Below are 26,152 nucleotides of genomic sequence, written 5' to 3' on the forward strand. Positions count from 1 at the left end.
GGGCGGGGACAGCGGACTCCGGAACAGCGCAAGCTTCAGATGCGCAGGTCAGCAGGGAGTGACCGGGACGACGACGGCGGTCCTGCTGGCCGCGGGTGCCGGCCGCCGGTTGGGCCGGGGCCCGAAGGCCCTGCTTGCGTTCCGGGGAACAACGCTGGTTGAGCATCTGGCCGGCGTGCTCCGCGCGGGCGGCTGCCGGGACGTCGTCGTCGTACTGGGCGCGGATGCTCAGCTGGTCCGGTCCCGCACCGATCTGCGGTCCTACCGGATCCTCGAGAACCCGCGCTGGGCGGAGGGCATGAGCACCTCGTTCCGGCTGGGCATCGGCGCTGCCCATCCCGGGAACCACGTGCTGGTGGCGCTCGTGGATCAGCCCGCACTCACCGCTGCGACGGTGACCCGGCTGCTGGAGGCGCACCGGGGCGGAAGGGTGACCGCCGCCGGGTACATCCCCTCCCCCGAAAGCGTCTTCCCCGAAAGCGCGCCCGCCAACAGTGCTTCCCGCGACAGCCCGTCCTCTCACGGCGCATCCCCGGACAGTGCGTCCTCCTACAGCGCAGCGGTCCTGCAGCGCGGGCATCCGGTCCTTTTCGATTCATCTCTGGCCCGGCAGGCGGCTGCTGTAGCGTCCGGAGACTCTGGCGCCCGTACTTTCCTGCGGACCAACCCAGGGCTAGTGGATCTGATCGACTGCTCTGACCAGTCCGACGGTGCCGACGTTGACACCGTCGAGGGCCTGCATCTGCTGGGCTGAGCCAACGTCCGCCAAGCCAGCGTCCCGCAGTCCCAGATAGATCCTGTCCCGCGCCAGCGGCAGCTCGGTGAACCTGACCCCGGTGGCGTTCCGGATCGCGTTCGCCAGCGCTGGCGCCACCGGGTTGAACGGGCTCTCACTCATGGACTTCGCTCCGAGCGGACCCAACTCGTCCGAGGTTTTGGCAAAATAGACCTCGCTGCGCGGCACATCCGCGAACGTGGGCAGGTGATACTGCCGAAAAATTTTCGTCTCCACCGCCCCTTCCGCGCCAACCACCACGTCCTCGTAGAGCGCCGCACCCATAGCCTGCGCAATGCCGCCCTCCACCTGGCCGCGGCACTGCATCGGATTCACCACCACACCGGCGTCGGCCGCCTGGACGCTTTGCACGATCCGCAGCTCGCCCGTGCCTGAATTCACCGCCACCCGGAAACCGTGCACATTGAAGGCCACGGACCGCGGGCTGCCACCCCAACGTCCCTGCGCCAGCAGCGGCGTTCCGGCGGCCTCGGCGTGCCGGTACAGCTCCTCCAGCGGGATGCGGACGCCGGCGCAACCGACCGAGCCGGAGTCCAGCCGGCAGTCCGACACGTCCGCGCCGCTGATAACGGCGGCGGACTTCAGCAGTGTGCAGGCGAGTTCCTCCGCCGCAGCCAGCGATGCCTTGCCCGCCACCACGGTGCCGGTGGAACCGAACGCCCCGCTGTCATGACCGACGACGTCGGTATCGGACTGCCGGACCAGGACCCGGTCCGCCGTGGTCCCCAGCGCGGTGGCCACCAACTGGGCGTGCACCGTCGTCGTGCCGTTACCGAACTCCGCTGTGCCCACGCTTGCCTGGTAACGACCGTCCGGCAGCAGCGCCACCGTGGCCTCGGCAAAATGGCCGCGCGGCGGCACCGTGTCGATCATGGACACCGCGGACCCTTCGCCGACCAGCCACCCCGGCCCGGGATCATCAACGCCGGCCGCCCGCTCCCGTTCGCGGCCGCGCGCCAACGCGTCCGCGGTCAGTGCAATGCACTGGTCCAGCCCGTAGCTGCCCGGCAGCAGGATCACATCCTCCTCCGGCTCCGGCTGGGTGGACAACATCACGTCCCCCTTGGCGATGATGTTGCGCCGGCGGAACTCCATCGGGTCCATCCCGATGCCCGCCGCCAGCTCATCCATTGCGGATTCGACGGCGAAGATCATCTGGCTCAAACCATAACCGCGGAAGGCACCGGCCGGAACGGTGTTCGTGTAGACGGCGTGGGCGTCCACCTTCTTGTTGGCGCAGCGGTAAATGGCAATGGATTCACCGCAGCCGTGGAACATTACGCCGGGGGCGTGGTTGCCGTAGGCACCTGTGTTGGTGACAACGTCGAAGGACAGCGCGGTCAGCGTTCCGTCGCGGCGCGCGCCGGCCCGGACATGGATCCGGAAGGGGTGCCGGGTGGTGGCCGCGGTGAATTGTTCTTCGCGCGTGAATTCCAGCTGCACGGGGCGTTTCAGCTTCAGCGCAGCGAGCGCCACGATGTCCTCGGTGAGCATTTCCTGTTTACCGCCGAATCCGCCGCCCACCCGTTCGCAGATCACCCGGACCTTTTCCGGCGGCAGGCCGAAGACGCGGCAGAGTGCCCGCCGGGTCAGGAAGGGCACCTGCGTTGAGGTGCGCAGCACCAGCCGGTCGGCGGCGTCGAAATACGCAATGGCGGCGTGAGTTTCCAGGGCAGCGTGCTGCACGCGCTGGGTCCGGTAGGTGTTTTCGTGGACAAAGTCTGCAACAGCAAGCCCGGCCTCCACATCCCCCAGCTCGCTGTGCAGTTCCGCCACCACGTTGTGTTCGGGGCGCGAAATGCGGCACTCCAGCGGATCCTTTTCCCCGTGGATCACCGGCGCCCCCGGCCTCATGGCCGCCACCGGATCGAACACCGCCGGCAGCACCTGGTAGTCAACGCGGAGCCTGCGCACTCCCTCTTCGGCCGCGCCGACGCTGTCCGCCACCACCGCGGCGACGCGCTGGCCGATGAAGCGGACCACGTCGTCGAGCACCCGGGTATCATCCGGATCATCCAGATAGCCCTCGTGCTGGGCGGTGGAGAAGCGCTGGGCGGGGGCGTCCTCGTGGGTGAAAACCGCCTGAACACCGGGCACCCCCAGCGCGCCCGCGGCATCAATGGAAAGAATGCGGGCGTGCGCGTGCGGCGAGCGCAGCACCTTCAGATGCAGTAGGTCCGGGAGCTCCCCCGCCGGAACATCCAGCGCGTACCGCGCTGCCCCGGTCACCACGCCCAGACCGGCGGGGGCGGCCACGTTGTCGCCGGCCTGCTGGCGGTCCCCGCCGACATGACAGACCCCGCGGACCGCATCCTCGATGGCGCGGTAGCCGGTGCAGCGGCAGAGGTTGCCCTTGAGGTTCCGGGGCAGGTTCCGCTTCTGTTCCTCATCAAAGGTGGCCGCTGTCATCAGCATTCCGGCGGTGCAGAACCCGCACTGGAAACCCTGGGCGGCCAGGAAATTCTCCTGCATCGGGTGCAGGCCCTCCGGCGTGGCCAGACCCTCCACGGTGGTGACCTGCCGGCCGTCGGCGCGGACCGCCGGGTAGATGCAGCTGTGCACCGGTTTCCCGTCCACGTGGACCGTGCAGGCTCCGCAGTCGCCGCCGTCACAGCCCTTCTTGACCCCCAGGTTGCCCTGCTCACGCAAAAAGGTGCGCAAGCACTGGCCGGGACGGGGCTGGGCGTCCGTGGACGAGCCGTTGATGTCCATCGCCATGTCCTACGCACCTTCCTGGCGGGTTCCGGCAGGGCCGTTTCCGGCGGGACTGTTTCCGGCAGGTCTGTTTACGTCAGGTCTGTTTCCGTCAGAGGTGATTCCGTCAAGGTTGTTTCCGGGAGGGAGAAGCTCGGCGCGGATTTCCTCCGCCAGCCGATAGGTCATATCGCGGCGCCACGCGGGCAGACCGTGGATGTCATCGTGATAGAGCGACTGCGGAATCGCCGCGTCCAGCGCAGCCCGCAGCCCGTCAGCGGTAGGCACGCCACCGCCGTCGCGCATTCCGCCGCCACTGTCCCTGCCCACTTGGCCGCCGTCGCGCATTCCACCGCCGTCGGTCAGGCCGGTCGACGACGGCGCAAAGCGCAGCTTGACCGGGCGCTTTGTCGCGGCCGTGACCGTCAGCACGAAGCTGCCGTCGTCGTCGCGCCGGCCGATCAGCAGCACGCCCGACCGCCCCAGGTTGGACAGCGACAGCCGGCGGAATGCCGTCTGCGCGCGCAGGGCGGCGGCCGGCAGGGTAATGCTGCGCAGCAGTTCACCGGGCGCCAGCGACGTCACGCCGTCTCCGACCACCAGCTCTTCGACCGCCACGGCGCGCGTGCTGCCGTCGACCGTCCAGATTCTGGCGGTCCCGTCCAAGGCTGCGGTCAGCGACGTCATGGGTCCGGCCGGCAGCGCGGTGCACAGATTCCCGCCCACCGTGGACATGTTCCAGATTTTGAAGGAGGCCACAAAGGCGTCGCAGCACGGGCGCACCAAGTCAAGCCCGGGCCACGTCGCCGGCAAATTTGGCTGCCCTGACACTTCCGCCGTTTCCGCCGTTTCCAGTAGTGCATACAGCTCGGCGATGGTGCAGGTAGCGGCCAGCTCAAGGCCGTCTGCCGTAACGGTAACGGGCGTCCAGCCTGCGGCGCTGATGTCCAGCAACCGGCGCAGCACGCTGCTCCCGTAGGAAAACAGCACTGTCCCGCCGGCCAGCCACGCGTCGCCCGGCCGCCAGCGCCCCGGGTCCGTGGTGTGGATGGTGGATTCGATGGTGTTCATATCCATGCCAAGCTCCTAATGTTGCGAAAAATCAGTGGTGCGCGGTGGCATGCACAGAAGCAGCGGGCAACGGCCCATCATCGCCCCGGCCAGCGCCATGGATGGGACCGGCACCATGGCGCAACGGGCCGACACTGCGCTTGCCGGCGCGGGTGGCCAGAATCTCTGCGGTGATGGAAACGGCCACCTCGGCCGGTGTCACCGCGCCCAGGTCCAGGCCGATGGGCGAATGCAGGCGGTCCAGGCTCGCCGGCGGAACTCCGGCGTCGAGCAGCGCCTCGGTCCGCTGAGCATGGCTGCGCCGCGATCCCATGGCCCCCAGATAGGCAACGTCAAGGTCCAGCGCCGCCGTGAGCAGCGGGATTTCGAATTTAGGGTCGTGGGTGAGCACGCAGATCACGCTGCGTCCATCCACCCGGCCCGCCGCGGCCTCCGTCCGCAGGTAGCGGTCCGGCCAGCTGGTGACCACCTCGTCCGCGCGGTCGAAGCGGGGCTGCCCGGAGAAGGCCGGGCGTGCGTCGCAGAGCGTCACGCGGTAACCGAGCAGCTGCGCGACCGGCAACAGCGCGGCACCGAAATCATTGGCTCCAAACAGCAGGAACCGTGGCGCACTGAGCCGGGATTCAACGAACAACGTGAGCGGCTCGCCGCAACAATCGGCCGAGTCGGTGGTCAGCCGGAGCTGCCCGGTCCAACCCGCGCGCAGCAGCGGTATCAGTTGCGCGGCGGCCGTTTGCACCGCAACCGACTCTCCCAGCATGGCGGTCAACCCGGTGATGATGGACTCCGGCTGCACGTTCTGCGGTTCGGAAACGACGACGACGCCGCCACCGCCTGCGTCGATGCGCCGGATCAGCGCGGCCGCCGCCATCGGGCTGCGCCCGGCTAATGCCGCCAACGCGCCGGCCGTCAACATCGGCGCCGCGGGAGTCCGTTCTCCCGTGGAGACCGGCTGAACCAGCACCTCGAGACTGCCTCCGCAGGTCAGCCCGACGGCGAGCGCGTCGGAGTCGGTGTAACCGAAATGCCGCCGGCTCGACTCACCGCTGGCAATCGCTTCGAAGGCGGCCTCGACGACGGCGCCTTCGATGCAGCCGCTCGAGAGACTGCCCGTCAGCGCACCGTCCGGGCTCACCAGCATGGACGTCCCGAGCGCCCGCGGCACCGAACCCGTTGCTCCCACGATGGTGGCGACGGCGTACGGGCGGCCGTCGCCGGACTCTGCCAGCAGTGCCAGCAGCGAATCCAGAAGATCCAACATGACTGTATTATTCCTCCTCCGCGGGTGGTGCGGCCTTGAATCCCGGTTTGGCGTGTGGGCCGCGGGCCTGGACATAGTCTTTGGGTCGCACATCTGGTCGGGTAGGGGCAGGCACGCGGCGCCGCTCCGGGAGGGACCCCCCGAACCGCGCAGCGCCTACGTCCTAGCCGCCCATCCAGGCAGCGATCGGCCCACGGGCAAAATAGACCAGGAAACCGGCCGCAACCACCCACATCAGCGGATGGATCTTTTTCCCCTTGCCCGAAGCACCCCGGACCACCACCCAGCTGATGAACCCCACGCCGATTCCGTTAGCAATCGAGTAGGTCAGCGGCATGGTGACAATCGTCAGAAAGACCGGCAGGGCCACCGAGAACTTCTTGAAGTTAATCTCCCGGATCTGGGCCACCATCATGGCACCAACCGCCACCAGCGCCGCTGCGGCAACCTCTATGGGCACCACCGCGGTGAGCGGTGTCAGGAACATAGAGCCCAGGAACAACAGGCCCGTGACCACCGAGGCCAGTCCCGTGCGGGCGCCCTCGCCAATCCCGGCGGCGGAATCCACATAGACCGTGTTCGATGATCCGCTGGTCATTCCGCCGGCGACGGCGCCGATCCCCTCGACGATGAACGCGGACTTCAGCCGGGGGAAAGTCCCGCGCTTGTCCGCCAGTCCGGCACTCTTGGCCAGTCCCGTCATCGTTCCCATCGCATCGAAGAAGTTCGTGAAAACCAGGGTGAAGACGAGCATGGTGGCCGCGAGCGCCCCCAGCCGGCCGAAGGCTCCGAAGAGATCGAAGTGTCCCAGCAGCCCGAAGTCCGGCACGGATACGAGCGTTCCGGAGAGCTCCGGCTTGTTCAGATGCCAGCCGCCCGCGTTGGACGGTCCGGACGAACCGATCCGGAAGACCGCCTCGATGACGACGGCGGCGATGGTGCTCACGATGATGCCGATCAGCAGACCGCCCTGAACCTTGCGCGCCAGCAGGATCCCGATCAGCAGCAGGGCGCCGACAAAGACCAGGGTCGGCACCGAGGTGATGGAGCCGCCGTCGCCCAACTGAACGGGCGGCCCGCCCTTAGTTGGCCGGACAAAGCCGGAATCGACAAATCCAATGAAGGCGATGAACAGACCGATGCCCACGGTGATGGCGGCTTTAAGTTCGCGCGGCACCGCCCGGAAAATGGCCGTCCGCGCGCCCGTGATGCCGAACAGCACGATCAGGACGCCGTTAATCACCACCAGTCCCATGGCTTCCGGCCAGGTCACCTCGCCGATGACGGAGACAGCAAGGAAGGAATTGATGCCCAGGCCTGCCGCCAGTCCGAACGGCAGGTTCGCCACGATGCCGAACAGGATCGTCATGACCCCGGCCGTCAGACCAGTGACGGCGCCGACCTGCGCCGCCGGCAACCAGCCGCCGGCCACATCCACCGGCGCGGTCGACGCATTGAGGCCGCCCAAAATCAGCGGATTGAGGATGACGATGTAGGCCATCGTGAAGAAGGTGACCAGCCCGCCGCGCATTTCCCTGGCAATGGTTGAGCCGCGCTCGGCGACCTGGAAGAAGCGGTCCAGCCGGGGAAACGCGCGCACGCGGCCCTTGCCTGTGGCTGAGGCGGGATTCTGCTCTTCGCTTGTTTTCGTCAGAAGTGTCATGGAGATCGCCGGCGCCTAGTAATCGATCCGGGTGTCGCTGGCCAGCCATGCTTTGAACGGCGCCAGCGGGCTCGTTTCCTCCGGGGTCAACCGGCGCACCGGCATCGACCGCAGTTCCACCGGCGTTTCGAAATAGTCGTAGAAGACGGCGTCATCGAAGCCGGCCCGCGCCGCATCGTGCCGGTCGGCCGCGAAGATGACCTGGTCAATGCGCGCCCAAAGCGCCGAAGCCAGGCACATGGGGCATGGCTCGCAGCTGGTGTAAAGGGTGGCTCCGGTCAGATCAAAGGTGCCGGATCCCGCACAAGCCGCCCGGATGGCGGTGACTTCCGCGTGTGCGGTGGGGTCATTGGTGGCCGTGACCCGGTTGAGTCCTTCGAACGCCCGGCCTTCGGCGGTGACGACGACGGCGCCGAACGGGCCGCCGTTGTTGTGGACGTTCCGGGTGGCGAGGTCAATGGCCTGGACCAGATAGGTTTCGAGCTCAGCTGCAGATTTCATGGCGACTTCCTTGCGTCAGAAGCAGCCCGGCCGCGCAGATGGTACGCGGTGTAACGGCGAGTCCAGAGCGGCCCGGCAGCTTCAGTGAGTATGAAGGTTCAGTTACCCGGTAGATAGCATTCCGCTGAAGGTATGCCCGCCTGTGGCTGAAGACGACACTAACAGCAAATTGTGACTGGCACCATACTTTCTTTGAAACTTTTTTCTCGACAGACGAAATATTTTGACGGCGACGTCAGTGGTGGGCGGTCCGCCTCTGAATCGCGTCCAGCTGCTGGGCCAGCCCATTCATCACGATGCGCAGCCCATAGTCGAAAGCTTCATCCGCGCGCTGCTGGGTGCTCGGCGGCGGCGTCGCCAGGGCGGCGGCCAAGGCGGGTCCGGCCTGACCCCCCGGCGTCCATACCACTTCAGGGGCGGCAACGTCGAGCGCCGAGCCGAGCACGAAGCTGTCCAGCGTGGTAATCGCCTTCAGCACTTCCACCGGATCAAAACCGGCGTCGGTCAGCACCTCCGCCAGCAGGTTGTACATCCGGGTGGTGGCTGGGTGGGAGACCGGGTAAGCGGTCAGCAGCGGAATCAACCGTGGGTGGCGTGCATAGCTGTTGCGATACTGCCGGCAGATCTCGGTAACTGTGGCGTACCAGTCGGAGCCGTGGTGCGGCAGGTGAATGTGGTCGGAGGCCAATCCGCGCATGAGTTCCACGATCTCGGCCCGGCCGGACACGTGGTTGTACAGCGAGGACGGCCGGACGCCCAACTTTGCGGCGAGGCCGGGGATGGTGAACTCCCCGCTGTGGTCAACCAGTGCCAGAGCGCTCTTCGCGATTCTCTCCACGGATAACAGTGGCGTCAACGGGCGAGCCATGGTGCTCCTTGAATAGATGGCAGATAGTTGCCGGGATGGATGCCTACCTTCGAATCTATCAATTCCCGGAACAGGCTCTTGCATCCATTCGCCGCTGCCCCCATAACAAAACGAATGATATTCGTTTTACGTGAGCCAACTCTCATTGTGGCCACTCCCGTCAGGAGCCAAGCATGCTTGAAATAACCACATTTGAACCCCCGACATCGTTCGCCCGCGTCGATGCACCCCGCCGCCGTCCTTTGCGGGTCGGCCTCGTGCAGCACCGCTGGCTAGCTGACGCCGCTGCGCTGCGTGCCGAACTCAACCAGGGCATCGCCCGTGCCGCCGGGCACGACGCCGGCATCGTTTTTCTTCCGGAACTCACCTTGTCCCGCTACCCGGCCGACACCGTGCCGACGTCGGCCCCCGGCACGACGGCGGAGGATTTGCCCTCCGGGCCCACCTTTACCTTCGCAGCCGAAGCGGCACGTGCCCACGGTGTACATGTGCACGCGTCCCTGTACGAAAGGGCCGAGACCGGTGACGGACTGGGTCTCAACACCTCCATCCTGGTCTCCCCTGCCGGCGAGCTCGTCGGCCGCACCCGGAAACTGCACATCCCGGTCACCGAGGGCTACTACGAAGACAAGTATTTCCGCGGCGGCGACGCCGGCCAGCCCTACCCGGTCTACAACATCGAGGACCTCGTCGATGTCCGGTTGGGCATGCCCACCTGCTGGGATGAGTGGTTCCCCGAAGTGGCCCGCCTCTACTCACTCGACGGAGCGGAACTGCTCGTCTACCCGACAGCGATCGGCTCCGAGCCGGCCCATCCCGGCTTCGACACGCAACCGCTCTGGCAGCAGGTGATCGTCGGCAACGGAATCGCCAATGGCCTGTTCATGGTGGCACCGAACCGGTACGGCGACGAGGGGGCGGTGACCTTTTACGGCTCTTCGTTTATCTCCGACCCTTATGGCCGGATCCTCGTCCAGGCGCCGCGGAACCAATCCGCGGTCCTGGTGGCGGACCTGGATCTGGACCAGCGCAAGGACTGGCTGGATCTCTTTCCCTTCCTCGCCACCCGCCGCCCGGACACCTACGGCCGCTTGACCGATCCGGTCAATAACACCATCAATGGACTGCAGCCGCAGACCACCCACATGGACTATCAGGTGCGGGCATGAGTTGGCGGATGCCGGCGGAGACCGAGCCGCAGGAACGAATCTGGATGGCCTTCCCGGTGGACGGCTACACACTGGGCGGGACGGCAGCCCAAGCTCACGAAGCGCGCTCAACGTGGGCCGCCGTGGCCCACGCCGCGGCCGAGTTCGAGCCGGTCACTGTGATGGTTGACCCGAGCGCCGCGGCTGTCGCCCGGCAGTACCTCTCGGCTGATATAGACATCGTTGAAGCGCCGCTGAACGATGCTTGGATGCGGGACATCGGGCCGACCTTCGTGGTCGACGACGGCGGCAGCCGGCTCGGCGCCGTCGACTGGGTCTTCAACGGTTGGGGCCAGCAGAGCTGGGCCACGTGGGACAAAGACGCCACGATCGGAGCCCAGGTGACGGCCGCAGCCAGGGCCGTGCCGGTAGCCTCCAAGCTGGTCAACGAGGGCGGCGCCATCCATGTTGACGGCCGGGGCACCGTGCTGGTCACTGAGACCGTCCAGCTTGATCCGTTCCGCAACCCGGGCGCGGGCAAATCGGACATCGAGGCCGAACTGGCACGAACCCTCGGGGCCAGCAACGTGATCTGGCTGCCGCGCGGGCTCACTCGCGACGCCGATACCTTCGGCACCCGCGGCCATGTCGACATCGTCGCGACCATTCCCTCCCCAGGCGTCCTGCTGGTGCACCGGCAAGCGGACCCGGAACACCCGGACTTCACGATCTGCCAGGACATCATCGACCATCTCGCCACCACGGCGGACGCAGAGGGGAACCCGTGGCGAATCGTGGAGCTTCCCGCGCCGGCGACATTGCAGGACGAGGAAGGATTCGTCGACTACAGCTACGTCAACCATCTTGTGGTCAATGGTGGCGTCATCGCCTGCCGTTTCGACGATGTTGCGGACCAAACCGCGGTGGAAATTCTCCGCGCATGTTACCCAGGCCGACGGGTCGTCACCGTCGACGCCCGACCGCTGTTTGCACGCGGAGGCGGAATCCATTGCATAACGCAACAACAACCCGCACTACACATTGATACCCCGCGCTGACGCATTCGGCGACCACGCACATCAGAAAGGCGACAAAATGTCACCGCAACACGGAACACTGCAGCGCCGGCTGAAGCTGCGACATGTAGTCTTCATCGGCCTTGCCTATATGTCACCCTTTGCGGTGTTCGATACCTTTGGCATCGTGACCGAGGCGACCAACGGGCACGTCCCGGCGTCGTACATCATCGTCACGATCGCCGTCATCTTCACCGCATTCAGCTATGCCAAGATGGTTCGGATCTACCCGTCTGCCGGGTCGGCGTACACCTACACCCGCAAGACCATCAATCCGGAGTGGGCTTCCTCGTCGGCTGGGCTGCGCTGCTGGACTACCTGTTCCTGCCGATGATCAATGCCTTGTTGGCCAAGATCTATCTCTCCGCCGAGTTCCCCGACGTCCCCGGCTGGGTCTGGATCGTCGGCCTCATCGTCGTCGTCACCGTACTCAACATCGTGGGCGTGAAGATCAGCGCTTCCGCCAACATGATCATGGTCGTGTTCCAGGCAGTCGTCGCCGTCGTGTTCGTTGCCCTCACCATCAAGGCGATTCTGTCGGACAACGCCCTGCAGTTCTCCCTCGCCCCCTTCTACGCGATGGATATGGACACGGCCAGCCTGATCGGCGGCGCCTCCGTGCTTGCCCTGGCCTTCCTGGGCTTCGATGCTGTCACGACACTGTCCGAGGAGACCGTCGAACCCAAGAAGAACATGCCGCGCGCGATCATGTGGGTCGCAGCACTCGGTGCCCTGTTCTTCATCACGGTCACCTACTTCCTGCAGACCCTCGTCCCGGATTTGGCGTCTTTGGAACAAATCACCACGGATACGGAGAGCGCGTCCCCGCACATTGCCCTCTTCATTGGCGGCATTATCTTCCAGACGATCTTCCTGGTCGGAGCAACCTTCTCCGTGCTGTCCTCGGGCCTCGCCTCACAGACGAGCGCGTCCCGCCTGCTGTACGCGATGGGCCGGGACGGGATCCTGTTCAAGCGTTTCTTCGGCTACGTGCATCCGCGATTTGGAACACCTGTACTGAACATTCTCGCCATCGCGGTGATCGCCTTGACCGCGCTGATGCTGGACCTCAACTCCGCGACGTCCCTGATTAATTTCGGCGCGTTCACGGCGTTCGCCTTCGTGAATTTGTCGGTGATCGCGTTCCACATCCGCCGCAAGGGCGTCCATTTCGATGGCTCGACGCTCGGGTGGATCATGGCGCCGGCGATTGGGTTCCTGATCAATGCGTACCTGTGGGCCAATCTAGATCCGCTGGCCATGACCGTAGGTGTCGTGTGGACCCTGATCGGCGTCGTCTACCTACTGTGGATCACTCAAGGATTCCGTCGGCCGACGCCGGAAGTGGCATTCGATGAGGCCGACGGGACGCCGCAACGCGAATCGGAAGTCGAGCTTGCGTGACGGCATCGAGAATTAAAGATCGAGAACTGACCACCCCTACTCGGCGGTCTGGCCGCCACCACTGATGACGGGGCGTAGCCGCGATGACGGGGCGTAACCGCGATGACGATGTTGGCCAGCATCGTTGTCGCGGCTACGCCCCGTCATCGGCGCGATCACAGTCATGGCTCGGCCCCGAGGCACGCGGGTGCAGCGCGGGCGGGGCGGTGGCTCAGCAGGCTAGGACGCGCGGCTGGCCTGGTCCAGGTCGTCGCCGATGATCCGGGCGGCAGCGTGCAGCAGCGGAATCGCCCGGTCCGCAAACCCTTCGTCCACCCGGGAGACCGGTCCGGACACGGAAACGGCCGTGGGCGTGGGGGCGCCGGGAATCGCCACGGCGAAGCAGCGGACGCCGATTTCCTGCTCGTTGTCATCGATGGAATAGCCGCGCTCACGGATCCGCTGCAGATCCGCCAGCAGCTCCTCGACGTCACCGATGCTCCGGTCCGTGGGGGTGGGCATGCCTGCGCGGCCGACGATGCCGCGCACCACGTCGTCGTCGAGCTGGGCCAGAATCGCCTTGCCCACGCCGGAATCGTGGGTGTGCACGCGGCGCCCCACCTCGGTGAACATCCGCATCGAGTGCGCGGACGGCACCTGCGCGATGTAGACCACCATGTCGCCGTCGAGCATCGCCATATTGGACGTCTCGCCCAGCTTTTGGACGAGCGACACCAGCTGCGGCCGGACCAGCGCGCCGAGCTGCTTACTGGCGCCGTCGCCGAGCCGGATCAGCCGCGGACCGAGCGCATAACGCCGGTTCGGCAGCTGCCGGGCGTAGCCCAGTTTGACCAGCGTACGCAGCAGCCTGTGGATCGTGGGCAGCGGCAGATCGGTGGAACCGGCCAGCTCGGACAGCGTCACCTCGCCGCCGGCATCGGTGACGAGCTCCAGCAATTCGAAGACACGCTCCACGGACTGCACGCCGCCGGCAGGTTTTACAGCCATTTCCATCGTCTCCCGTAAGTCATGCGACATTATTTATCCGCATCGCGAAATATCCGCCCCTCGTAGTCCCAAGATACCGCACCGTCGGACGCGCCCGGCCTTGAAGTGCCAAAGGGATTGTGTTTCCGCAAGATAGATAATAATATCCATAATACGAAAAGATTTCTATCGCAGACGACGCCGGCCCGACCGGCACCAGGAGGAAATTCAATGGCGAGTCCCAGCCCCGGAAATTCGATCACCCTGCGCGTTGAAGCGCCGTCCAGCTTCACCGCCACCAGCGAGCTGGCCGCCGCGGTTGCCGCCGCGGGCGCAGCCGTCACTGCGCTGGATGTCACCGAATCCCACCACGAGCGTCTGGTGGTGGACGTCACCTGCAACACTACCGACGATGCGCACGCCGTCCGCGTCAAAGATGCGTTGGACGCGCTCGACGGCGTCACCGTCCGCAAGGTCTCTGACCGCACCTTTTTGATGCACCTGGGCGGCAAGCTCGAGGTCGTCCCCAAGGTAGCCCTGCGCAACCGGGACGATCTGTCCCGTGCCTACACGCCCGGCGTCGCCCGCGTCTGCATGGCAATTGCTGAAGATCCCAGCGCGGCCCGCAACCTGACCATCAAGCGCAACACGATTGCCGTCGTCACCGATGGCTCCGCCGTCCTTGGCCTGGGCAATATCGGCCCCGCCGCGGCGCTGCCGGTGATGGAAGGCAAGGCCGCGCTGTTCAAGCAGTTCGCCAACGTTGACGCGTGGCCGGTCTGCCTGGACACGCAGGACACCGAAGAGATCATCATGATCGTCAAGGCGCTGGCCCCCGTTTACGGCGGCGTCAACCTCGAGGACATCGCTGCCCCGCGCTGCTTCGAAATCGAAAAGCGGCTGCGCGATGAACTCGATATCCCGGTCTTCCACGATGACCAGCACGGCACTGCCATTGTCACCCTGGCCGCGCTGACCAACGCTCTGCGCGTGGTGGACAAGAAGATCGGCGACGTGAAGTTCGTGGTGGCCGGCGTCGGTGCCGCGGGCAATGCCATCATCCAGCTGCTGATCGCCGAGGGCGCCAACAATATCGTCGCCTGCGGGCGCAACGGCGCCATCAACCGCACAGAAACCTACACCGATGCGCACCGCACCTGGCTGGCCGAGAATACCAACCCGGACAACTTCACCGGCACCCTGCACGAGGCCGTCGCCGGCGCGGACGTGTTCATCGGCGTCAGCGGCCCGAATGTCTTGGGCGAGGAGCAGGTGGCCAGCATGGCGGAGAAGTCCATCGTCTTCGCGATGGCAAACCCCACCCCTGAGGTGGATCCGGCCATCGCGTCCAAGTACGCCGCCGTCGTAGCCACCGGGCGCAGCGACTTCCCCAACCAGATCAACAATGTACTTGCCTTTCCCGGATTCTTCCGCGGGCTGCTCGATGCCGGCGTTGCCGACATCACGCCGGAAATGCTGGTTGCCGCCGCCACTGCAATTGCCAACCGTGTGGGCGATGATGAGCTGAACGCCAGCTTCATTGTGCCGAGCGTTTTCGACCAGCACGTTGCCGGCGACGTGGCATCAGCCGTAGCCGCCGCTGCCGGACACACCACTGAGAAGGGACAAGTTTCATGACCTCCGCATCCACACCCGCCCTGACCCTTTCCGATGCGAACCCGATCGACCGGGCCGAGGAGATCCTCACTCCCGAGGCACTGGCGTTCATCGAGGAACTGAACCGCCGCTTCGCCCCGACGCGCCGGAAGCGCCTGAACGACCGTGCCGCCAAGCGCGAGCAGGTGGCCCGGACCGGCCGGCTGGATTTCCTGCCCGAAACCGCCGATGTCCGCGCCGGCGACTGGAAGGTTGCCGCCGCGCCGGCGGCGCTGCAGGACCGCCGGGTTGAAATGACCGGACCCGCGTCCCCGGCCAAAATGGCGATCAACGCGCTCAATTCAGGCGCCAAGGTCTGGCTGGCCGACCTGGAGGATGCCAGCACCCCCACCTGGCCGAACGTGATCGACGCAGTGCTGAACCTGCGCGACGCCGCCGCCGGGACACTGAGCTACACCTCGCCGGAGGGCAAAGAATACCGGCTGCGCACCGACGCACCTCTTGCCACCGTGATCGCCCGCCCGCGCGGCTGGCACATGGACGAACGGCATGTGCTGGTCGACGGCGAACCGGCCGTGGCCGCGCTGGTGGACTTTGGTCTGCTGTTCTTTCATACCGCCAAGCTGCTGCTGGCTAACGGCGCCGGTCCGTATTACTACCTGCCGAAGATGGAAAGCCATCTGGAGGCCAGGCTGTGGAACGAGGTCTTCGTCTTCGCGCAGGACTACCTGGGCGTGCCGCAGGGCAGCATCCGCGCCACGGTCCTGATCGAGACCATCCCGGCCGCGTTCGAAATGGATGAGATCCTCTTCGAGCTGCGCGACCACGCCTCCGGCCTCAACGCTGGCCGTTGGGACTACCTTTTCAGCATGATCAAATACTTCCGCGACGCCGGCGAGGCGTTCATTCTCCCGGACCGCGCATCCGTGGCCATGACGGCCCCGTTCATGCGCGCCTACACGGAGCTGTTGGTCAAGACCTGCCACGCACGCGCCGCGTTCGCGATGGGTGGGATGGCAGCCGTCATTCCGAACCGGCGCGAGCCCGAGGTCACCGAGCAGGCCTTCGCGAAGGTCCGTGCGGACAAAACCCGCGAGGCCAATGACGGCTTTGACGGCTCCTGGGTAGCGCACCCGGACCTGGTTCCCATCTGCCAGGAGGTATTCGACGCCGTCCTCGGAGACCGCCCGAACCAGCTGGACAAGCAGCGCCCGGAGGTCTCCGTCACCGCGGATCAGCTCCTGGACGTGGCCTCCGCGCCGGGCGAGGTCACCGAGGCCGGAATGCGGGCGAACCTGTATGTAGCGGTGGCCTACACCGCCGTCTGGATCTCCGGCAACGGCGCGGTGGCCATCCACAACCTGATGGAGGACGCCGCCACGGCGGAGATTTCCCGCTCACAGGTGTGGCAGCAGATCCGCAATGAGGTCACCCTCACGGACACCGGCAACACCGCCACCCGCGAGCTCGTCACGCGGATCCTGGCCGAGGAAACGGAGAAGCTGCGCGGCGAGGTGGGCGAAGAATCCTTCGAGAAGTACTACAAGCCCGCCAGCGAACTCATCGCCGATATCTGCCTCTCCGAGGAGTACACGGACTTCCTGACCACTCCCGCCTACGAACTGGTGGGCTAGCGATGGCTGAAACTCAGTCACTGACAGCGGCGGACCTGGCGCACATCGATGCTTCCTGCGCCGCCACGGACCAGCTGCTTGACCGCAACTACCCGGGCGACGACGGCACCCGCCAGCCCGTGCACACCGTGTACGTGCCGGCGGACAAGTTCACCACCACCTTTGCCGCCGACTGGGGCGCACAGGGCCTTGAGGCGATCAACAACGCCGGCGGCCTCGAGCGCCTCGGCGCGCTGCTGGGGCAAGACGGGGAACTGGCTGCGGCCGTGGCTCCCCGGGTTGCCGCCAAGCTGGCGAACGAGCCGATTGAGGACCTGCGCCTGGACTTTGAGGACGGCTTTGGCAACCGCGGCGACGACGTCGAGGATGCCGCCGCCGTGACGGCCGCCAAGACCGTCAGCGCCGCAGTGGCCGCCGGGACGGCCCCGCCGTTCGTGGGCATCCGCTTCAAGTGCTTCGAGGCACCGACCCGGGCCCGGGGCGTGCGCACCCTGGACCTGTTCGTCTCCACCCTGGCGCAGGCGGGGGAACTCCCCGACGGCCTGGTGCTGACACTGCCCAAGGTGACCACGGTCGATCAGGTCAAGGCCATGGACTTCGCCGTGGGCCGTTTAGAGGAAATCCACGGACTGCCTGCCGGACGCCTGCGTTTTGAGGTGCAGGTGGAAACCCCGCAGCTCATCCTGGGCCCCGACGGCACCTCCCCCGTGGCGCAGCTGCCCCACGTGGTCCCCGGACGCATCAGCGGTCTGCACTACGGCACCTACGACTACAGCGCCTCGCTGGAGATCTCCGCCGAGTACCAGTCCATGGAGCACCCGGTGGCGGACTTCGCCAAGGAAATCATGCAGCTGGCCGTGGCCGGAACGGGCATCCGCCTCTCCGACGGCTCTACTAACATCATGCCGATCGGCGACGGCGCGGACGCCGCCTGGGCACTGCACGGCCGGCTAGTGCGGCGTTCCCTGGAACGCGGCTACTACCAGGGCTGGGACCTGAACCCCGCCCAGCTGCCGAGCCGTTTCAGCGCCACGTACGCCTTCTACCGCCAAGGCCTCCCGGCAGCCGCCGTGCGCCTGCGCAACTACGTCCAGCAGACCCCGGGCGCCGTCATGGACGAACCGGCCACGGCACGCGCCCTGGCCAACTTCATCCTGCGCGGCCTGGTCTGCGGCGCCGCCGGCGCCGAGGAAGTGCTGGCCCTGACGAGCCTTGACCAAACCCAACTGACGGCGCTGGCCCACCCGCGGCTCGCCACCGTCTCTCACTGAAGGATTCACTGATGGGCAAGTACTACTACCCCGAGGGCGGCCTGCCGCCGCAAACACACCTCACCACCGAACGCGCCATCGTCAAGGAGGCCTACACGGTCATCCCCAAGGGCGTGCTGACGGACATCGTCACGAGCAACCTCCCGGGATTCACCAACACCCGATCTTGGATCATCGCCCGCCCGATCTCCGGCTTCGCCACCACCTTCTCCCAGCTGATCGTGGAGATCGGTGCCGGCGGTGGCTCCGAGAAGCCCGAGCAGGAGGCCGGCGTCGAAGGGGTCATCTTCGTCACCAAGGGCAAGGTCAACCTGACCCTCGAGGGCGAGCTGCACCCGCTGGAGGAAGGCGGCTACGCCTACCTGGCCGCCGGTGACGCATGGAGCCTGGAGAACGTCTCCGACGACATCGTCTCCTTCCACTGGATCCGCAAGGCCTACGAGCGTCTCGAGGGCTACGAGGCCAAGTCCTTCGTCACGAGCGACGCCGAGGTGGCGCCCAACGAGATGCCCGACGTCGACGGCGTCTGGAAGACAACCCGCTTCGCCGACCCGAACGACCTGGCTCACGACATGCACGTGAACATCGTGACGTTCCGGCCCGGCGGCGTGATCCCCTTCCCGGAGACCCACGTGATGGAGCACGGCCTGTACGTGCTCGAGGGCAAGGCCATGTACCTGCTCAACAACGACTGGGTCGAGGTGGAGGCCGGCGACTTCATGTGGCTGCGCGCTTTCTGCCCGCAGGCCTGCTACGCCGGCGGCCCGGGCAACTTCCGCTACCTGCTGTACAAGGACGTCAACCGGCAGATCCGCCTGACGTAACCGGCGGCATCTCGCTTGGTCGATCGCTACCGTCCGGTGATCCAGACTCCTTTTGCCGCTCGTCTGGACGGATGCCGCTGAAATTTCCACGGCATCCGTCCATTTCCACGGCATCTCGGGAGCCGGTGGCGCCTGATGACTCCGTGATGCCGTGCGAATTTTGACCCCTGACCCACATGGTGATCGACCAGGGCCGGCCACGTCCGCGTGGAGATCCCAGGCGAGCCCGCCAAGTCACCTTTCGTCTGGGTTACGGACGCCGTTTGCCGGCGCGGTACCGACACCACAGGAGCCACCGATCGGCCGATGTCGCTTCTGCTAGGGTCTGTCCATGGATGAGAACCTGGGGAAGTTCATCGCATACTTCGGCACGCTGGCGCGCCTGGCGCAGGCCGGACTGGAGCTGGTGAAGGGCGGCGATGAGCTGCTCCGGACACTCACCGATCACCTTGGCGCGGCCGCTCAGGACCTATGTGTTGTGGTGGAGGAGATCGCACCGCACCGCCTGGTGGACCTCGACATCCTGCTGGAAGCCATGGCTGGCGGGGATCCGGACAACAGGCTGGTGGGCATCGGCGGCGGCGAGCAGCGCAACCATATGTCCCTCGGCGACATCATCCAGCAATCGCTGATTTTTCCGAACTTCCCGCTGTCCCAGCCCGACTACACGAATCTTTCCGTCGGCCCCGACGAGCAGCGCCAGGCCGTGGCGCTGGGATTGCGGCTCTTTACGTACGCGAGCTCGCCCGTCGCGGTCCTCCAACGCGAAGCGAAACCCAAATTCGGCCGGCAGTTCGCCGCGCTGGAGGTCCTCGCCGCCCGGCCCTCCGTGGCCGCCGATTTCCTGGCCAATGTGCGCCGCGAAATGGAGCACCGAAGCGTCTTCAAGGGCCAGATCATCGCCCTGAGCATCAGCGATTTCGGGCCCAGCGTCGGCGGGGTGACGTTCGTGCGGCGCCCCGAACTGTCCGGCAGCGACGTCATCCTCCCCGACGGCCTCCTCAGCAGGGTGGAGAACCACACTCTGGGCATCGCCCGGCAGGCCGACGTCCTGAGGGCGCACGGGCAGCACCTCAAGCGCGGCCTGCTCCTGTACGGTCCGCCGGGGACCGGCAAGACGCACACAGTCCGCTATCTCCTGAGTCAAAGTGAGGGCACGACGGCGGTGCTCCTCTCGGGCGGTTCGCTCGCCCGAATCTCGGAGGCGGCCAAGACCGCACGGGCCCTCGCGCCCTCAATCGTCGTGCTGGAGGACTGCGACCTGATCGCCGAGGACCGCAGTTTCGGCCACGGCCCGCAGCCCCTGCTCTTCGAAGTGCTCGATGCCATGGACGGGCTGGATAACGATTCTGACGTCGCCTTTGTCCTGACTACCAACCGCGTGGACATGCTGGAGCGCGCCCTTGCCCAGCGGCCCGGACGCGTGGACCTGGCCGTGGAATCCCGCTCCCGTCCGAGCATGAGCGCACGGAACTGCTGCGCCTGTACTCGCGCGGGCTTGCCTTTTCACCGTCGGCGCTCGAGTCCGCCACGGCACGAACCGCGGGCACCACGGCCTCGTTCGCCAAGGAGCTGGTCCGGCGCTCCGTGGTTGCCGCGTCATTGGCCGGCGAGGACCCCGCCGATGCGCACCTCGCCGCTGCCGTGGACCAGCTCATGGCCGACGGCGAAGCTCTCACCCGTCAAGGACATTGAGGAAGCCGCCACTGAGATCGCTGTTCTTTGGCTGGATGTGGACCCCCACGACGTCCGCGTACACGTAGCCCTGCGCCTTCCCGAAGCCGTGGCGAAGATGTGGCAGGACGGCGAGGCCCGCGAAGATGCTGCCCGCGAAATGGTGAAGGGGGCGGCCGTTCTCAAGCGAGCAGCAGTTCATGAGTTGGGCGCCGGAGGAGTGACATTGAGCGATGCTGGAATTCTGCTCGGTCTCTCCACCCAGCGGGTGCACCAACTCTCCAAATTATGGAGCGCGCGAACAGCGGATCGCCGTTCATGGAATCTGCACCGCGATCCCGAGGGATCCGCAGTAGCTGACCAGCCAGTCAAAGCCCGGACCCGCACTGAATATCACTCCGCCGGTGGTCGTCGGGGTCAGATCCCTGACACCAACGCGGTCACCGAAGAGTACGAACGCTCTGTCCGTATTGCGCCGGTTACTCATCCAGACGACACCGTCGAAACCCGATTTGTAGGCAGCTTCGGCCCAACGGACTGTCCTTGAGGACTGGGACGCTGTCGTCGCGCTCAGGGTCCCTGCGTCGGTTCCCAACACACGCAGACCATCTCCCATGAATACTGCAAGTTTCAGTTCCCGTGTGGTGGCGATAGTTGCGGCAACACTGTCGGCGAAACTCGGGTACAGGATCTTGCCGTTGCGCAATGGAACGCTATGGAGGATCGTTTCACAGACAGCAGCCTCAAGGGTGTCTGCGGCATAAAGAACCGGCACAGCGGGGTTTCCGAAAAAGGCAAACCGGATGCGGCTGCCGAAGCCTGGATTGAATTCCGCAGCCAATCGGGTGTTGGAGAAGACCCGCCACAGCTCAGTGCCTTCCTGCAGTACCAAGGCCTGCGCCTCAAACGGCTGAGGAGGGGCTAACCTCACCACTGAACGTTGAAACTCTGCTCCGCGGCGTAGACGACTTCGTCCCCGCGATCCAGCCGGTCGACCGGCCGTGCATCATCAAGATACCCTGTGGAAGCAACAAGCCACAGTGCCAGGCTGGCTTCACTCCACCCTGCTTTTTTGGCCACCGTGATGAGACGGCCGATCACGGGCAAGATGACGCCGTGTACGCGGTCCACCTGAAACCCGGGGTATCGGTAGCCCCTCGGCCGGTTGATCGCCAACAACCTTCCTGCGGACCGCTGCTCGGAAGCCCAACTCCGATTCGGCGACTTCGATCCAACTGCCGCGGAGACCTCGGTACTGGTCAGGAGACCAAACTCGGCTTCCATTTCTCGCCAGGTATTTTCGGTCTCCTGCATGACGGCGGCCAGTTGGGGCGACACGGCGACGTCCACGGCAGCGAGAGCAGGGCCGAGCGCTTCGACGCTGCGCGCCATATTTTCGGCCATTTGCATCAGCAGAGGGCGTTTCCCCTGCGCTCCAGTGAGTGATTCTTCCTGCTGTTCCGTCGTCACTTTGGTTCTCCCGTCCGACGCTTTCGACACAGGAGTCTACCTGTCGGGATCGTCAGGCGCCATGACACGACGCCCTGGGAATGCCTGGAGATCTCCACCCTCGCGGATCTCCACGCAGCCGCGGGTGGCACCGGGCAACCGCTAGGAGAGGCGGCCGCTCAGCAGGGGTTGACGGTATGGCATCGCAGGCCTAAACTTTCATTAGGCAAGATATAGTTTTCATTGTGTGAAAACTATGGAACATTTAACACGAATCATCAAGACGCTGGCGAAGGACACCCATAATGACGTACACAGTGAACTGCTCCATCCTCCTGACGGATCTCCCCCTGCTGGAGCGGCCGGCCGCGGCCAAGGTTGCCGGCTTTGACGCCGTCGAATTCTGGTGGCCCTTCGCTGAGTCGGTTCCCGCCGATGCCGAGGTGGCAGCCTTCGAAAACGCCATCACGGATGCCGGCGTCCAGCTCACAGGTCTGAACTTCAACGCCGGGAACATGCCGGCCGGGGACCGCGGACTGGTGTCCTGGAAGGGTCGCTGCTCGGAGTTCAAGGACAATATCGACGTCGTCGCCGGCATCGGCGGACGCCTGGGCTGCAAGGCCTTCAATGCCCTCTATGGCAACCGGATGGCTGAATTCACGCCCGAGGAGCAGGACGAACTCGCCGTGAAGAACCTGGTGGCCGCGGCCCAGGGCGTGGCCGGGATCGGTGGGACGGTGCTGCTGGAGCCTGTCAGCGGCGCCGAGCTCTATCCGATCAAGACCGCCGCGCAGGCCATGGACGTGATCGGCAAGGTCCGCGCCGCCGGTGCGGAGAACATCGCGCTGCTGGCGGATTTCTACCACCTCTCGGTAAACGGTGACGATGTGGCCGCCGTGATCGACAGCTACGCCAAGGACTTCGGCCACATCCAGATCGCCGATGCACCGGGCCGCGGCGCCCCCGGTTCGGGCGAACTCCCGCTCGGCGACTGGATCACGAAGAGCCGCGACCTCGGCTACGACGGCCACATCGGCCTCGAATACAAGACGGAGACGGACCAAGCCTTCGCCTGGCTGATCCGCTAGCCGGCATCTTAGGCGCAGCGCAGCACCCGGCACCGCCCGCACTCCCCGCACTCCCCGCACCGCCCGCACTCCCCGCACCGCCCGCACTCCCCGCACTCCCCGCACCGCCCGCACCCCACGCACCCCACGCACCCCACGCACCCCAGCGCAGCGACCCTCCCCCTCCCAACTGGGTCGCACTTGAGGCACTCAAAACCGCGAATGAGTGCAACAACTGCTACCTAGTTGGGGCACACACCCCGCAGACGCACAAACGCGAAGACCCAAAGGATTCATTATGACAAACGTTGCAGTTATCGGACTCGGCATCATGGGCCTCCCCATGGCCACTAATCTCGTCAAGGCCGGCTTCACCGTCACGGGCTTCAACCGCAGCCAGGACAAGATTGACGCCTTGGTCGAGGCGGGCGGCAACGGCGCCGGCAACATTGCCGAGGCCGTCAAGGATGCCGACGTCGTCATCACCATGGTGCCGGACTCCCCCGATGTTGAGGGCGTCGTGTCCGGCCCGGAGGGCGTCTTCGCCAACGCCAAGTCAGGAGCGTACTGGGTCGACGCGAGCAGCATCCGCCCGGATGTCAGCGTCCGGCTCGCCAAAGACGCCAAGGAAGCCGGCGTCAAGCCCCTCGACGCTCCGGTCTCCGGCGGTGAGCAGGGCGCCATCGACGCCGTGCTCTCCATCATGGTTGGCGGGGACGCCGCGGACTTTGATGCCGTTGCTGACGTGCTGAACGCCGTCGGCAAGACGATTGTGCACGTCGGCCCCTCCGGTTCGGGCCAGACGGTCAAGGCGGCCAACCAGCTGATCGTGGCCGGCAACATCGAGCTGCTCGCGGAGGCCATCGTCTTCCTCGAGGCCTACGGCGTGGACACCAAGGCCGCGCTGAAGGTGCTCGGCGGCGGCCTGGCCGGCTCCAAGGTCCTCGAGCAGAAGGGTCAGAAGATGCTGGACCGCTCCTTCGAGCCCGGCTTCCGCCTGCAGCTGCACAACAAGGACATGGGCATCGTCACCTCCGCCGCCCGCGAAGCCGGGGTCACCATCCCGCTCGGGGCCCTGGTCGCACAGCTGGTCGGCTCCATGGTCAACCAGGGCGACGGCGGCCTGGACCACTCCGGTCTCTTCAAGCTCGTCGAGCAGCTTTCCGGCAAGTCCGGAAAAAACTAGCCAAGCCCGATCAACGGACCGTCCTGCACGATCCAATAGCCGGAGCAACCGGCACGGTTTAATCAACCGGACCGCTTAATCAACCGGACCGCCCAACGCAGTCCAATCAGCCGGATCAACCGGCACAAAACTATTTACAGACTTCCCCCGGCCGGCGCGCAGCGCCGGCCGGGGGACACCAGAAGGAGAATCCCATGTCCAAGATGCGCACCGTTGATGTTGCGATCGCGATCCTGAAGAAGGAGGGCGCCACCGAGGCGTTCGGCCTGCCGGGCGCCGCGATCAACCCGTTCTATTCAGCCATGAAGGCCGACGGCGGCATCCGCCACACGCTGGCCCGTCACGTCGAGGGCGCGTCGCATATGGCCGATGGCTACAGCCGCGCGGCCGATGGCAACATCGGCCTCTGCCTGGGCACCTCGGGCCCCGCCGGCACGGACATGATCACCGGCCTGTACGCCGCGTGGGCGGATTCCGTGCCGATCCTGTGCATCACCGGCCAGGCACCGGTGGCCAAGCTGCACAAAGAAGACTTCCAGGCCGTCGACATCTCCTCCATCGCCGCTCCGGTGACCAAAATGGCCATGACCGTGCTGGAGCCGGGCCAGATCCCGGGCGCCTTCCAGAAGGCGTTCTACCTGATGCGCTCCGGCCGTCCGGGCCCGGTCCTGCTGGACCTGCCCTTTGATGTGCAGATGGCGGAGATCGAATTCGACATCGATGCCTATGAGCCGCTCGCCGTGTCCAAGCCCAAGGCCAGCCGCCGCCAGGCCGAGAAGGCGCTGGACATGCTCACCGCCGCGGAGCGCCCGCTGATCGTGGCCGGCGGTGGCATCATCAACGCCGGCGCCTCCGCGCAGCTGGTTGAACTGGCGGAACTGCTCAACGTCCCGGTCATCCCGACGCTGATGGGCTGGGGAATCCTTCCCGATGACCATCCGCTGATGGCCGGCATGGCGGGCCTGCAGACCTCGCACCGCTACGGCAACGAAACCATGCTGGCATCGGACTTCGTGATCGGCATCGGCAACCGCTGGGCCAACCGCCACACCGGCGGCATCGAGACGTACACCAAGGGCCGCACGTTCGTGCACATCGACATCGAGCCGACCCAGATCGGCCGGGTCTTCGCCCCGGACCTGGGCATCGTCTCCGACGCCGGTGCCGCGCTGGATACGCTGCTGGAGGTGGCTCGCGAGCGCAAGGCCGCCGGGCCGTTCCCGGACTACAACCCGTGGGTCAAGGACTGCACCGCCCGCAAGGGTGCCCTGCAGCGCAAGACCCACTTCGAGAACATCCCGATCAAACCACAGCGCGTCTACGAGGAAATGAACAAGGCGTTCGGCAAGGACACCACCTACGTTTCCACCATTGGGCTGTCCCAGATCGCCGGCGCGCAGATGCTGCACGTCTTCGGCCCGCGCCAGTGGATCAATGCCGGCCAGGCGGGTCCGTTGGGCTGGACCGTACCGGCAGCGCTCGGTGTGGTGCGCGGCAAACCCGATGGTACCGTCGTCGCCCTTTCCGGTGACTACGATTTCCAGTTCATGATCGAAGAACTGGCCGTGGGCGCGCAGTTCCAGCTCCCCTACATCCACGTGGTCGTGAACAACTCCTACCTGGGCCTGATCCGCCAGTCCCAGCGCGGCTTCAAGATGGACTTCGAGGTCTCGCTGGCCTTCGATAACATCAACTCCCCGGAGACCAACGGCTACGGCGTGGACCACGTCAAGGTCGCCGAGGGGCTGGGCTGCAAGGCCATCCGGGTGGAAGATCCCGCGGATCTGGCCGCCGCGTTCGAAAAGGCGCAGGCGATGATGGGCGAGTTCAAGGTCCCGGTGATCGTGGAGGTCATCCTGGAGCGCGTCACCAACATCTCCATGGGCACCGAGCTGGACAACGTGACCGAGTTCGAGGACCTGGCCGAGAAGCACCAGGATGCCCCCACCGCGATCATCGCCCTGCTGGACTGAGAGAAGCAC

19 protein-coding genes and 2 pseudogenes are annotated in these 26,152 nt (G+C 65.8%); 12 read left to right on the forward strand and 9 right to left on the reverse strand.

Features of this window, described 5'->3' with window-relative positions; all coding sequences use genetic code 11:
• Positions 1 to 58: 58 nt before the first annotated feature.
• Positions 59 to 754 (forward strand): nicotine blue oxidoreductase, encoded by a 696-nt coding sequence (gene nboR / locus ACLLJI_RS19740; RefSeq protein ID WP_434615962.1) that lies wholly within the window; start codon positions 59 to 61, stop codon positions 752 to 754.
• Here the strand turns inward: nboR and ACLLJI_RS19745 are convergent.
• From ACLLJI_RS19745 to ACLLJI_RS19770, 6 genes are all read right to left on the reverse strand, one after another.
• Positions 674 to 3,514, reverse strand: a complete 2,841-nt coding sequence (locus ACLLJI_RS19745; protein ID WP_434615964.1) for a molybdopterin-dependent oxidoreductase — start codon at positions 3,512 to 3,514, stop codon at positions 674 to 676. The two genes, nboR and ACLLJI_RS19745, sit on opposite strands and share 81 nt — an antisense overlap.
• A gap of 3 nt (positions 3,515 to 3,517) precedes the next feature.
• Entirely contained in the window at positions 3,518 to 4,567 is a 1,050-nt protein-coding gene (locus tag ACLLJI_RS19750) for an FAD binding domain-containing protein (protein WP_434615967.1), read from the reverse strand.
• 25 nt (positions 4,568 to 4,592) lie between these two features.
• Positions 4,593 to 5,822 (reverse strand): XdhC family protein, encoded by a 1,230-nt coding sequence (locus tag ACLLJI_RS19755; protein WP_434615970.1) that lies wholly within the window; start codon positions 5,820 to 5,822, stop codon positions 4,593 to 4,595.
• 163 nt (positions 5,823 to 5,985) lie between these two features.
• Entirely contained in the window at positions 5,986 to 7,485 is a 1,500-nt protein-coding gene (locus ACLLJI_RS19760; protein WP_434615973.1) for an NCS2 family permease, read from the reverse strand.
• A 15-nt stretch (positions 7,486 to 7,500) separates the two neighbouring features.
• The gene (locus tag ACLLJI_RS19765; protein ID WP_283560075.1) at positions 7,501 to 7,986 is read right to left on the reverse strand and encodes a nucleoside deaminase; all 486 of its coding nucleotides are present in this window, start codon (positions 7,984 to 7,986) and stop codon (positions 7,501 to 7,503) included.
• Between the two features lie 235 nt (positions 7,987 to 8,221).
• Entirely contained in the window at positions 8,222 to 8,854 is a 633-nt protein-coding gene (locus tag ACLLJI_RS19770) for a TetR/AcrR family transcriptional regulator C-terminal domain-containing protein (protein WP_434615976.1), read from the reverse strand.
• A gap of 173 nt (positions 8,855 to 9,027) precedes the next feature.
• On the opposite strand from ACLLJI_RS19770, the gene ACLLJI_RS19775 reads away from it, so the two are divergent.
• The 3 genes and pseudogenes from ACLLJI_RS19775 to ACLLJI_RS19785 all read left to right on the forward strand — a co-directional run bounded on the left by ACLLJI_RS19775 (position 9,028) and on the right by ACLLJI_RS19785 (position 12,482).
• Entirely contained in the window at positions 9,028 to 10,023 is a 996-nt protein-coding gene (locus ACLLJI_RS19775) for a nitrilase-related carbon-nitrogen hydrolase (RefSeq protein ID WP_434615979.1), read from the forward strand.
• Positions 10,020 to 11,060, forward strand: a complete 1,041-nt coding sequence (locus tag ACLLJI_RS19780) for an agmatine deiminase family protein (protein WP_434615982.1) — start codon at positions 10,020 to 10,022, stop codon at positions 11,058 to 11,060. The genes ACLLJI_RS19775 and ACLLJI_RS19780 overlap by 4 nt, the downstream gene beginning before the upstream one ends.
• Before the next feature lie 109 nt (positions 11,061 to 11,169).
• Positions 11,170 to 12,482 (forward strand): annotated as a pseudogene (locus ACLLJI_RS19785) (APC family permease).
• Between the two features lie 219 nt (positions 12,483 to 12,701).
• Here the strand turns inward: ACLLJI_RS19785 and ACLLJI_RS19790 are convergent.
• Positions 12,702 to 13,469, reverse strand: a complete 768-nt coding sequence (locus ACLLJI_RS19790; protein ID WP_283560080.1) for an IclR family transcriptional regulator — start codon at positions 13,467 to 13,469, stop codon at positions 12,702 to 12,704.
• Positions 13,470 to 13,679: 210 nt separating this feature from the next.
• Here ACLLJI_RS19790 and ACLLJI_RS19795 point away from each other — a divergent pair, with 210 nt between their 5' ends.
• The 5 genes from ACLLJI_RS19795 to ACLLJI_RS19815 all read left to right on the forward strand — a co-directional run bounded on the left by ACLLJI_RS19795 (position 13,680) and on the right by ACLLJI_RS19815 (position 21,015).
• Positions 13,680 to 15,086, forward strand: a complete 1,407-nt coding sequence (locus ACLLJI_RS19795; RefSeq protein ID WP_434615986.1) for an NAD(P)-dependent malic enzyme — start codon at positions 13,680 to 13,682, stop codon at positions 15,084 to 15,086.
• Positions 15,083 to 16,699, forward strand: coding sequence for a malate synthase A (gene aceB, locus ACLLJI_RS19800; RefSeq protein WP_283560082.1), 1,617 nt, complete (start codon positions 15,083 to 15,085; stop codon positions 16,697 to 16,699). Before ACLLJI_RS19795 ends, aceB begins: the two co-directional genes overlap by 4 nt.
• 2 nt (positions 16,700 to 16,701) lie before the next feature.
• Positions 16,702 to 17,970, forward strand: coding sequence for a DUF6986 family protein (locus ACLLJI_RS19805; protein ID WP_434615989.1), 1,269 nt, complete (start codon positions 16,702 to 16,704; stop codon positions 17,968 to 17,970).
• 11 nt (positions 17,971 to 17,981) lie between these two features.
• The gene (locus ACLLJI_RS19810) at positions 17,982 to 18,794 is read left to right on the forward strand and encodes a bifunctional allantoicase/(S)-ureidoglycine aminohydrolase (RefSeq protein ID WP_434615992.1); all 813 of its coding nucleotides are present in this window, start codon (positions 17,982 to 17,984) and stop codon (positions 18,792 to 18,794) included.
• Between the two features lie 865 nt (positions 18,795 to 19,659).
• Positions 19,660 to 21,015: an ATP-binding protein gene (locus ACLLJI_RS19815; protein ID WP_434621695.1), complete on the forward strand. Its 1,356-nt coding sequence runs from the start codon at positions 19,660 to 19,662 to the stop codon at positions 21,013 to 21,015.
• On the opposite strand, the pseudogene ACLLJI_RS19820 reads toward ACLLJI_RS19815, so the two are convergent.
• Both ACLLJI_RS19820 and ACLLJI_RS19825 read right to left on the reverse strand, forming a co-directional pair.
• Positions 20,968 to 21,402, reverse strand: a pseudogene (locus ACLLJI_RS19820) (RES family NAD+ phosphorylase); the annotation flags it as partial. The gene ACLLJI_RS19815 and the pseudogene ACLLJI_RS19820 sit on opposite strands and share 48 nt — an antisense overlap.
• Positions 21,396 to 21,938 (reverse strand): hypothetical protein, encoded by a 543-nt coding sequence (locus ACLLJI_RS19825; protein WP_434615995.1) that lies wholly within the window; start codon positions 21,936 to 21,938, stop codon positions 21,396 to 21,398. The gene ACLLJI_RS19825 and the pseudogene ACLLJI_RS19820, both read right to left, overlap by 7 nt.
• 284 nt (positions 21,939 to 22,222) lie before the next feature.
• On the opposite strand from ACLLJI_RS19825, the gene ACLLJI_RS19830 reads away from it, so the two are divergent.
• The 3 genes from ACLLJI_RS19830 (at position 22,223) to gcl (ending at position 26,143) form a co-directional block, all read left to right on the forward strand.
• The gene (locus ACLLJI_RS19830; protein WP_434615998.1) at positions 22,223 to 23,005 is read left to right on the forward strand and encodes a hydroxypyruvate isomerase family protein; all 783 of its coding nucleotides are present in this window, start codon (positions 22,223 to 22,225) and stop codon (positions 23,003 to 23,005) included.
• 277 nt (positions 23,006 to 23,282) lie between these two features.
• The gene (locus ACLLJI_RS19835; protein WP_283560087.1) at positions 23,283 to 24,170 is read left to right on the forward strand and encodes a 2-hydroxy-3-oxopropionate reductase; all 888 of its coding nucleotides are present in this window, start codon (positions 23,283 to 23,285) and stop codon (positions 24,168 to 24,170) included.
• Between the two features lie 194 nt (positions 24,171 to 24,364).
• The gene (gcl, locus tag ACLLJI_RS19840) at positions 24,365 to 26,143 is read left to right on the forward strand and encodes a glyoxylate carboligase (protein WP_434616002.1); all 1,779 of its coding nucleotides are present in this window, start codon (positions 24,365 to 24,367) and stop codon (positions 26,141 to 26,143) included.
• Positions 26,144 to 26,152 lie beyond the last annotated feature (9 nt).

The organism is Arthrobacter sp. A5 (assembly GCF_051131705.1).
In the GTDB taxonomy this organism is placed as follows: Bacteria; Actinomycetota; Actinomycetes; order Actinomycetales; family Micrococcaceae; genus Arthrobacter_M.

Bases quoted from the DNA above. Each gene is read 5' to 3' on its own strand.
- ACLLJI_RS19745 (WP_434615964.1), bottom strand. From the start codon at position 3,514: ATGGCGATGGACATCAACGGCTCGTCCACGGACGCCCAGCCCCGTCCC.
- ACLLJI_RS19750 (WP_434615967.1), bottom strand. From the start codon at position 4,567: ATGGATATGAACACCATCGAATCCACCATCCACACCACGGACCCGGGG.
- ACLLJI_RS19755 (WP_434615970.1), bottom strand. From the start codon at position 5,822: ATGTTGGATCTTCTGGATTCGCTGCTGGCACTGCTGGCAGAGTCCGGC.
- ACLLJI_RS19760 (WP_434615973.1), bottom strand. From the start codon at position 7,485: ATGACACTTCTGACGAAAACAAGCGAAGAGCAGAATCCCGCCTCAGCC.
- ACLLJI_RS19765 (WP_283560075.1), bottom strand. From the start codon at position 7,986: ATGAAATCTGCAGCTGAGCTCGAAACCTATCTGGTCCAGGCCATTGAC.
- ACLLJI_RS19770 (WP_434615976.1), bottom strand. From the start codon at position 8,854: ATGGCTCGCCCGTTGACGCCACTGTTATCCGTGGAGAGAATCGCGAAG.
- ACLLJI_RS19775 (WP_434615979.1), top strand. From the start codon at position 9,028: ATGCTTGAAATAACCACATTTGAACCCCCGACATCGTTCGCCCGCGTC.
- ACLLJI_RS19780 (WP_434615982.1), top strand. From the start codon at position 10,020: ATGAGTTGGCGGATGCCGGCGGAGACCGAGCCGCAGGAACGAATCTGG.
- ACLLJI_RS19790 (WP_283560080.1), bottom strand. From the start codon at position 13,469: ATGGCTGTAAAACCTGCCGGCGGCGTGCAGTCCGTGGAGCGTGTCTTC.
- ACLLJI_RS19795 (WP_434615986.1), top strand. From the start codon at position 13,680: ATGGCGAGTCCCAGCCCCGGAAATTCGATCACCCTGCGCGTTGAAGCG.
- aceB (WP_283560082.1), top strand. From the start codon at position 15,083: ATGACCTCCGCATCCACACCCGCCCTGACCCTTTCCGATGCGAACCCG.
- ACLLJI_RS19805 (WP_434615989.1), top strand. From the start codon at position 16,702: ATGGCTGAAACTCAGTCACTGACAGCGGCGGACCTGGCGCACATCGAT.
- ACLLJI_RS19810 (WP_434615992.1), top strand. From the start codon at position 17,982: ATGGGCAAGTACTACTACCCCGAGGGCGGCCTGCCGCCGCAAACACAC.
- ACLLJI_RS19815 (WP_434621695.1), top strand. From the start codon at position 19,660: ATGGAGCACCGAAGCGTCTTCAAGGGCCAGATCATCGCCCTGAGCATC.
- ACLLJI_RS19830 (WP_434615998.1), top strand. From the start codon at position 22,223: ATGACGTACACAGTGAACTGCTCCATCCTCCTGACGGATCTCCCCCTG.
- ACLLJI_RS19835 (WP_283560087.1), top strand. From the start codon at position 23,283: ATGACAAACGTTGCAGTTATCGGACTCGGCATCATGGGCCTCCCCATG.
- gcl (WP_434616002.1), top strand. From the start codon at position 24,365: ATGTCCAAGATGCGCACCGTTGATGTTGCGATCGCGATCCTGAAGAAG.